Annotated in this window: 8 protein-coding genes; 3 read left to right on the top strand and 5 right to left on the bottom strand. The window is 69.2% G+C overall.

Features of this window, described 5'->3' with window-relative positions; all coding sequences use genetic code 11:
- The first annotated feature begins 427 nt into the window (after positions 1-427).
- Positions 428-1,117: a response regulator transcription factor gene (locus KY462_13965; protein ID MBW3578816.1), complete on the top strand. Its 690-nt coding sequence runs from the start codon at positions 428-430 to the stop codon at positions 1,115-1,117.
- A 76-nt stretch (positions 1,118-1,193) separates the two neighbouring features.
- Here KY462_13965 and KY462_13960 read toward each other — a convergent pair whose 3' ends face one another.
- Complete coding sequence (locus tag KY462_13960; protein MBW3578815.1) at positions 1,194-2,414, bottom strand: cation:proton antiporter; 1,221 nt, start codon at positions 2,412-2,414, stop codon at positions 1,194-1,196.
- A gap of 293 nt (positions 2,415-2,707) precedes the next feature.
- Between KY462_13960 and KY462_13955 the strand changes: the two genes are divergently transcribed.
- Both KY462_13955 and KY462_13950 read left to right on the top strand, forming a co-directional pair.
- Positions 2,708-3,148 (top strand): DNA-binding protein, encoded by a 441-nt coding sequence (locus KY462_13955; protein MBW3578814.1) that lies wholly within the window; start codon positions 2,708-2,710, stop codon positions 3,146-3,148.
- Between the two features lie 9 nt (positions 3,149-3,157).
- Positions 3,158-5,056, top strand: coding sequence for a glycoside hydrolase family 15 protein (locus tag KY462_13950; GenBank protein MBW3578813.1), 1,899 nt, complete (start codon positions 3,158-3,160; stop codon positions 5,054-5,056).
- Here KY462_13950 and KY462_13945 read toward each other — a convergent pair.
- The 4 genes from KY462_13945 to KY462_13930 form a co-directional block, all read right to left on the bottom strand.
- Positions 5,030-5,506 carry a hypothetical protein gene (locus KY462_13945; GenBank protein ID MBW3578812.1) on the bottom strand — a complete coding sequence of 159 codons (477 nt, stop codon included), beginning with the start codon at positions 5,504-5,506 and terminating at the stop codon, positions 5,030-5,032. The genes KY462_13950 and KY462_13945 overlap by 27 nt on opposite strands.
- 176 nt (positions 5,507-5,682) lie before the next feature.
- Entirely contained in the window at positions 5,683-6,057 is a 375-nt protein-coding gene (locus tag KY462_13940) for a sensory rhodopsin transducer (GenBank protein ID MBW3578811.1), read from the bottom strand.
- Positions 6,054-6,371 carry a hypothetical protein gene (locus KY462_13935; protein ID MBW3578810.1) on the bottom strand — a complete coding sequence of 106 codons (318 nt, stop codon included), beginning with the start codon at positions 6,369-6,371 and terminating at the stop codon, positions 6,054-6,056. Before KY462_13935 ends, KY462_13940 begins: the two co-directional genes overlap by 4 nt.
- Entirely contained in the window at positions 6,371-7,201 is an 831-nt protein-coding gene (locus KY462_13930) for a formate/nitrite transporter family protein (protein MBW3578809.1), read from the bottom strand. Before KY462_13930 ends, KY462_13935 begins: the two co-directional genes overlap by 1 nt.
- Between the last annotated feature and the right edge of the window lie 5 nt (positions 7,202-7,206).

Genomic DNA, 7,206 nt, shown 5'->3' with positions numbered 1-7,206 from the left:
CGACGACGTGTGCCGCCGCGCCCACCGCTGCAAGGTCTGCCGCTCGTCGTCGTTCAGCTCGATCGCCACCGTCGGTCGCCCCGCACGCCCCATGCCAGCTCCTGGTCGCCACCATCAGCCCGTCACATGGAATCTACACCCGCCCAGCCATTATTTAGCGTATTTAGCGGACGGCACACTAGCGACGAGTGTCGGAACGATCGTCGACGTCGCCGTATCGCCAGCAAGCGTTCAGTGGGCCGACACCCTGCCGCCGTTTTCTCGTAACCCGCCCGGCGTAGCATCCGGCCGTCACTCGATCGGAGCATCGATGGGCTTCGCCGGCGCCTTCCCCGCGACAACGAGCCAGCCGCTGCACGGTCGCTCCCGATCCTCGACGCAACAGGCGACCGTGCGGGTGGAGGACGTGACGAACGATGAGGTGTCCATGGTGAGCAAGCTGCTGCTCGTGGAAGACGAGCGTGCCATCGGGGAAGGGCTCACGATCTCGCTCGGGGCCGAGGGCTTCGACGTGGTCTGGGTGATGAACGGCGAAGAAGCGCTCACGACGTGGGAGCGGACCCGTCCTGACCTCGTCCTCCTCGACCTGATGCTCCCGGGTCTACCCGGCACGGAGGTGTGCCGACAGCTACGCCGCCGCAGCGGCGTGCCGATCATCATGTTGACCGCCAGAGATGCCGAGCTCGATCGCGTCCTCGGACTCGAGCTCGGGGCGGACGACTACGTGACCAAACCGTTCTCGATCCGCGAGCTCGCAGCCCGGATCCGGGCGGTCCTGCGGCGATCCACCATGGACCTCGGCGCGCCCGAACCAGCGTCCGAGGCCGCCGGGGTCCGTGTCGATCGTGCACGGCACGAAGTGCAGGTCGACGGGAACCAGATCCGTCTACCGCCGAAGGAGTTCGACCTCCTCGCCATCCTGATCGAGCATGCCGGGCGTGTGCTCACGCGGGGACAGTTGATCCAGGAGGTATGGGGCACGGATTACGTCGGAGACACCAAGACGCTGGACGTTCACATCAGGCGTCTGCGAAGTCGCGTCGAGCGTGAACCCCACGACCCCACGCGGATCGAAACCGTGCGCGGGATCGGCTACCGGTTCAACGACCGCCCCTGACGTCCGACCAAATCCCCTCGGCTGCGGCGTCGTTGTTGCGGTTGCTCTGTGGACGACAACGGCGATGACCGCCGGGTTAGCTTCCTTCCTCGGCGACCGCGTACTCGTTGGCTCGCTGGAACAGACCGGGCCCTACCCCTGACGTGATGCCGTGGGCCAACGTGCTGGCGACCACCACCAAGGTCCCGGCCTCCCAGACGATGGGATCGGTGACGCCGAGCTCTGGCAGGTGTGTGAGGTAGAAGATCGCCGCGACCCCGATCGGCCCGTACCAGCCGAGCCAGACGGCTTCGTGCCAGCGGAGACGCAGCAACCTCTTGACGAGCATGACCCACGGCAGACGGCGAAAGACGAGTGCCGCGACGGCGAACGCCAACCCACTCCAACCGAGTCGGGCCCACGCCTCCCACGGCAGGACCATCCCGAACAGCACGAACACCGGCAGCACCAGGAAGTGGTTCATACCCTCGTCGATCTCGGCCTCAGCCCGGCGATCGCCTCCGGTGGCGAGGTAGTTGTACACGAGGCCTGCGGCGAAGACGCCCACGAGCGCGTCACCGTGCACGGCACCGACGAAACCGAGGACCGCGAACGCCAGCAGTGCGGTGTAGAGGACGAGAGCAGACCTTTCCATGTCTCGATCCTGTGGCGACTTGTGCATGAGCGCCCCGGCCACGGTCCCGACCGCCAGGCCGATGGCGAGACCGACGAGCACTTGGACGAGCGCGGCCCCAAGGCCACGAGCTGGCGAGGAGCCAGTGACCATCGCTGTCGCCACCACCACCAGAGGCAGCGCGAGCCCGTCGTTGGCACCAGCCTCCAGGGAGAGCATCTCGCGCAGCCGCGCGGGGATGGACGCCTCTGCCGGCTGACCAGCGACCGCGCTGGATGCCAGCACCGGGTCCGTCGGCGACAGTGCCCCACCGACGGCGGCCGCGACGGCCACGGGTACGCCGAGCAATCGAACAGCGAGGCCACCCACAGCGGCGCCCATGGCGGGCATCACCACGGCCACCAGGAGGACGACCTTCCATGCCCGCTGCCGCGCGGCCCGTAGCGGGTACCGCAGCGCGATCGCCATCAGGGCCACAGCGAGTAGCAGACGCGTCGCCGTCCGCATCACAGCCAGCTCTTCGCCGGCCGGCACGCGGGCCAGGTCGAGGACGGCGGGGCCGATTACCACTCCCAGTGCCAGGCCGAGCAGTGGCGGGCTCATCGGCATACTGCGCAGGCGCCCGGAGAAGCGGGCGACCAGCATGGCGAGCAGGCCCACGGCAGCGAGGATCACGTACAGCATGGGACGACCTCGAGATGTGTGCCGCGGTGCCACGACCACTACCAGCAGCCCGTGAAGAGACGCTAGCGGCTCGCTGCTCGACCCTTGCCGCATCCATGTGCGAGCCACGCCGGGCTCAACCCTCCACAGATCCAACGTGCCCGCCGATCAGGTGGTATCGCGCCGGGAGCCCGGTGCCGCGGCCGTCTGTCCAATCGGACGTCACGCCGAGCTGTACGCGGCGATGTCGTGTCCCATGCTGGTTTCGGCACTTGATCGGAACGTGCCCATGTCGTCTCCGAGGGACTTGTTGGATGCGCGTAAAGCTTCTTCATGAGTCGGCTGGCCTGCGAACGTTCGCGGTCGTGTTCGACAAGGGTGACGAGACGAAGGCCGGCCTCGAGTCGTTCGCCCGGGAAAACGACGTCACTGGCGCGTCCCTGACGGCGATCGGAGCGTTCCAGGACACGATGCTGGCGTATTTCGACCGCGAAGAGAAGCGGTATCGCGACATCCCCGTCGACGGGCAGGTGGAGGTTCTCTCCCTGACCGGTGACATCGCCCTCCACGACGACGAGCCGGAGCTGCACGCGCACGTCGTGGTCGGCAAGCCCGACGGCACGACCGCCGGAGGACACCTCCAGTCGGGCGTGGTGTGGCCGACGCTCGAGGTCATCGTCGAGGAGACGCCCGCGCACCTCCGCAAGCGCGTCGACGAGGAGACGGGATTGGCGTTGATCGACCCGACGGCGTAGCCAACCGCCATGGTCGCTGCCGAGGGCTCTCAGGACGGGATCTTGGACGACCTGTCCTCGGCGGCGCGGGTCGGTGGCGCCGTGCTCGAGCCGGCGAAGCTGCCTGCGATCGGCGAGTACGGGGCGATCGGGGACACACGCACGGCCGCGATCGCCGCCCACGGATCCATCGACTGGCTGTGCTTGCCGCGGTTCGACTCTCCACCCGTGTTCGGTCGCCTGGTCGGTGGTCGGCAGGCCGGGAGCTTCTCGATCCGCCCCGCCCGCAGCGGACCCCGGCCCTCGGTCTGCCAGTACCGGGCGGATTCCGCGGTGATCGAAACCGTGTGGCGCTCGGACGAGGGTGAGGTCACGCTCACCGACGGTCTCGTCGTGGAGGTCACCGGCTCCCTGTTGCCCCAGACGCTCCTGGTTCGTCGGGTGCAAGCGCGAGGCGGGCCGCAGGACGTCCTCGTGCGCTTCGATCCGTGCCGCGGGGAGGGCCGCCGTCCCCCCCGTATCGAACGCCGCGGCGAGGCCCTCGTCTGTCTCTGGCAGCGTGTCGCACTCGCGGTCACCACGGCACCGCCGCTGCGCCTGCCGGTGGGTGCAGAGACGGCCGTGACTGTCCGCCCCGGCGCGCCAGTGACGTTCGCGGTTGCGGCGGTTGACCGCGAGCCGCTGGTCTACGTGGATCCCGGGCACGCCTGGCGGCTGCTGGAGCGATCCGATCGCTGGTGGCGAGGCTGGGCGCGCGACATCGACGCCCCGGCGTTCGCCCGTGACGCCGTCGTGCGCAGCATGATCACGTTGCGCCTGTTGACGTACGCGCCGTCGGGCGCACCGGTTGCGTCGCCGACGACCTCCTTGCCGGAGTGGCCGGGCGCGTCGCGGAACTGGGACTACCGCTACGCGTGGACCCGCGACGCCAGTATCGGGATCTCGGCGTCTCTGGCGGCAGGCAAGAGCGACGAGGCCACCGCCTTCCTGTACTGGCTCCTGCATGCGGGACGCGTGAACCGGCCACACCTCCCGCCCGCGCTCACCCTGGACGGCCGACCGACGCCTCCTGAGCGGGCGATGGCGGACTGGATCGGCTACCGCGGCTCTCGCCCGGTCCGGGTCGGCAACGCGGCGGGCCTTCAACACCAGCTCGACGGCTACGGCTGGGTGGTGGACGCCGCCTGGGCCTACCACCGTGCTGGCGGGCGCCTGTACGGCGAGACGTGGCGCATGCTCTACCAGCTCATCGACTTCGTCGCCCGGCACTGGCACGAGCCCGATGCGGGAATCTGGGAGGTTCGCGGGGAGCCCAGGCATTACGTCCACTCCAAGCTGATGGGCTGGCTGGCGCTCGACCGGGGCTTGCGCATGGCCCACCATCACCGCACCGGTCGGCGCCGGGTCGGGCGCTGGCGGCGGGAACGTGACGCCCTGGCGGCCGACATACGCGAGCGAGGCTTCGACCACCGGCGCGGCAGCTACCTGCGGACTTACGACACCGACGAGCTCGACGCCGCGCTGCTGCTGCTGCCGATCATCGAGTTCGAGCCGGCGCGATCGCTGCGGGTGATCGGAACCGTCGACGCGGTCCACCGCGAGCTGTCCGCCGGAGGGCCGCTCCTCTACCGGTACCCGCCGGGCACCGACGGCCTGGAAGGCCCGGAGGGAGCCTTCCTGCCGGCGTCGTTCTGGCTCGCCCAGGGGCTGGCTGCGACCGGCCGGATCGATGACGCTGGTCGGCTCTTCGAGGATCTGGTCGAGCGGGCCTCGCCGCTCGGTCTGTTCGCCGAGGAGATACACCCGGAGACCGGTGAACACCTCGGCAACATGCCGATGGCTTTCAGCCACGGCGCGCTGGTCCAGGCGGCGCTTGCCATCGAGCACGCCGAAGCGAACCGCTCATCGGGGCGTGAGGAAACCTCCTAGCACGGCTCCGTAGGCGACGTGCGCGAGCAGGGCGAACAGCGGCGTGTGCCGGCCGTAGTTGAGCCCGAGCAGCCCCGGCGGCTCGAGGATCGTTCCCAGCTCCGGACCCGCCCGGTCGGAGGCCATGCGCGGGTGGATGCCGACGATCAGCCGGACCAGGATCGTCAGGGCCGCCAGCCCGTGCAACAGCCCGAACAGCGCACCGAGCCACCAGGTGGCCGTGTCCAGCAGGGCGAACGCGGACAGGTACAGCAGCGCGAACAGCTGCCCTACCCCCAGATGCACGACGAAGCCAGCAAGACGGGCGCGATCGGGGTCGGCGACGAACATCGTCCCGAGCATCATGGGGATGTCCATCCGCGACCAGCCCGCGAGCTGAGCGGTCACCATGATGCCGGTCAGCAGCACCGTGGCGACGAAACCGAACGTCGCCCATCCCGCCCAATCCACGAAGCGCCTCTCAGCCTGTCGAGTGCCCGCCGCACCGTCGTGTCCGCCGACGGTGACTCAGCCGGCTGTGCCTCCTCGGAGAACCCCGAGGTCGTTGGCGTGTCCCTCGGTCCGCTTGAACCACGCCTCGGCGCGCTGCAGGTCGCCGGGGACCGGCCGGCCGTCGCGTATCTCCATCACGCCGGATAAGCGATGGTGCTCAGAAGCCCCAGCTCCGGCTGGCGGCTGTCCAGGCGGGTGTGCTGCACCACGATCGGCACGTCGGATTCGATCACGGAAGCGTAGTCGGTGTCACGGGGGACCGGTTCAGGGTCGTCGAGCTCGTTGAAGCGCAGGTGCCGGGTGCGGCGTGCCGGGACGGTGACCTCGTAGGGGCCGACGGGGTCACGGTCGGAGAAGTAGAGCGTGATCCGCACGTGAGCGTCCGCGTCGGCGGCGTTGAGGATGCAGGCGGTCTCGTGGCTGGTCATCTGCGGGACCGGCCCGTGGCTCTCGTCGGGGATGTAGCCCTCGGCGATCACCCAACGGGTCGTACCCGGCGGGCTCTTCATCGACATCTCACTCCTCCTCCTCGTGACGGTCGGGGCCGCGGATGCCCGCGAACGCGGTTGCAGCGGCGGACCTTGCCGCGGTTGCGGGACAGCACCTGCAGCTGGCTGATCTGGTGAGCCTGGTCGTCGAACGGACCGTGCGAGCCGCGGTCGCGATCCTGGTCCTGCGGCTCCAACAGGTTGTCGGGGTCGTCGGCGGAGGCCGGGGTGTCGGTCTGCTGGGCCTCGCTGTTGGTCCGTGCGAGGTAGCGGTCCACCAGCGGCTTGGCGAGCCGGTTCGCCCAGATGGTCAGGGCCGTGGAGGCGGTCGGCATCAGCGCCGCGCGGCGGTTCGGAACACGAACCAGAAGGGGATCGTGACCAACACGGCGGCCCCGATGACGTTGCCGATGCCGGCAGGAACGATGTTCCAGACCAGCGCGACCGGCCAGCCGGCGCCATCGCCGTGGGCGTGGAGCAGCGCGAAGTAGCCCATGTTGGCCGGGCTGTGCTGGAAGTTCGCGGCGACGAACAGGGTGACGGCCAGGCTGATGGGGATGAACTTGCCGAAGATGGTGCGTCCCATCATCCCAAAGAACGCGGCCATGCCGACCAGCCAGTTGGCGAGCACACCGGATCCGACCACCTGCAGCCACGCCTGGGCGCCGCCTTCCCGCCAGTACTGCAGCTTCAGGTCGATCACGTGCCGCAGCATCTCCAAGGACGCGTCCGGGTACGACTGGGCCCACATGACGAGCTCGCCGGTGGCGATCGCGCCGGTCAGGTTCCCGATCCAGGCGGTCGCCCAGAACGCCGCAACCTTGCGGGCCGGCCGGTCGCTCTTGAGCAGCGTGGCGGGCAGCACGACGTTCGCCTCGGTGAACAGCACCGCCTCGGACAGCACCACGAAGAAGAACCCGGCGCTGAACGCGAACCCCTCGACGAGCCGGACGAGCCCATCGGCGGCGATCCCCACGGGCAGGAGGATGGAAAGCAGCCCTCCCAGCGTGATGAACCCACCGGCCAGCGCAGCCAGCAAGAACGCCCGGGGCAGGCCCAAGCGTTCGAGCCGGTCTTGCCCGAAGGTCGCCATCGCGTCGATGACGTGCACGGCGCGGAGGTGCTGGAACGGCGGGAGCCCGTTCGAGTCCGCCGTTTCCGCCACGGTGT

This window comes from Actinomycetota bacterium, assembly GCA_019347675.1.
Lineage (GTDB): Bacteria > Actinomycetota > Nitriliruptoria > Nitriliruptorales > JAHWKO01 > JAHWKW01.
The sequence above is the reverse complement of the archived record's forward strand: the minus strand, read 5'-3'. Positions and strand labels throughout refer to the sequence as shown.

What these genes read in the sequence shown, in the direction of transcription:
- KY462_13965 (MBW3578816.1), top strand. Translation starts at nt 428, where the DNA reads ATGGTGAGCAAGCTGCTGCTCGTGGAAGACGAGCGTGCCATCGGGGAA.
- KY462_13940 (MBW3578811.1), bottom strand. Translation starts at nt 6,057, where the DNA reads ATGAAGAGCCCGCCGGGTACGACCCGTTGGGTGATCGCCGAGGGCTAC.
- KY462_13955 (MBW3578814.1), top strand. Translation starts at nt 2,708, where the DNA reads ATGCGCGTAAAGCTTCTTCATGAGTCGGCTGGCCTGCGAACGTTCGCG.
- KY462_13935 (MBW3578810.1), bottom strand. Translation starts at nt 6,371, where the DNA reads ATGCCGACCGCCTCCACGGCCCTGACCATCTGGGCGAACCGGCTCGCC.
- KY462_13960 (MBW3578815.1), bottom strand. Translation starts at nt 2,414, where the DNA reads ATGCTGTACGTGATCCTCGCTGCCGTGGGCCTGCTCGCCATGCTGGTC.
- KY462_13950 (MBW3578813.1), top strand. Translation starts at nt 3,158, where the DNA reads ATGGTCGCTGCCGAGGGCTCTCAGGACGGGATCTTGGACGACCTGTCC.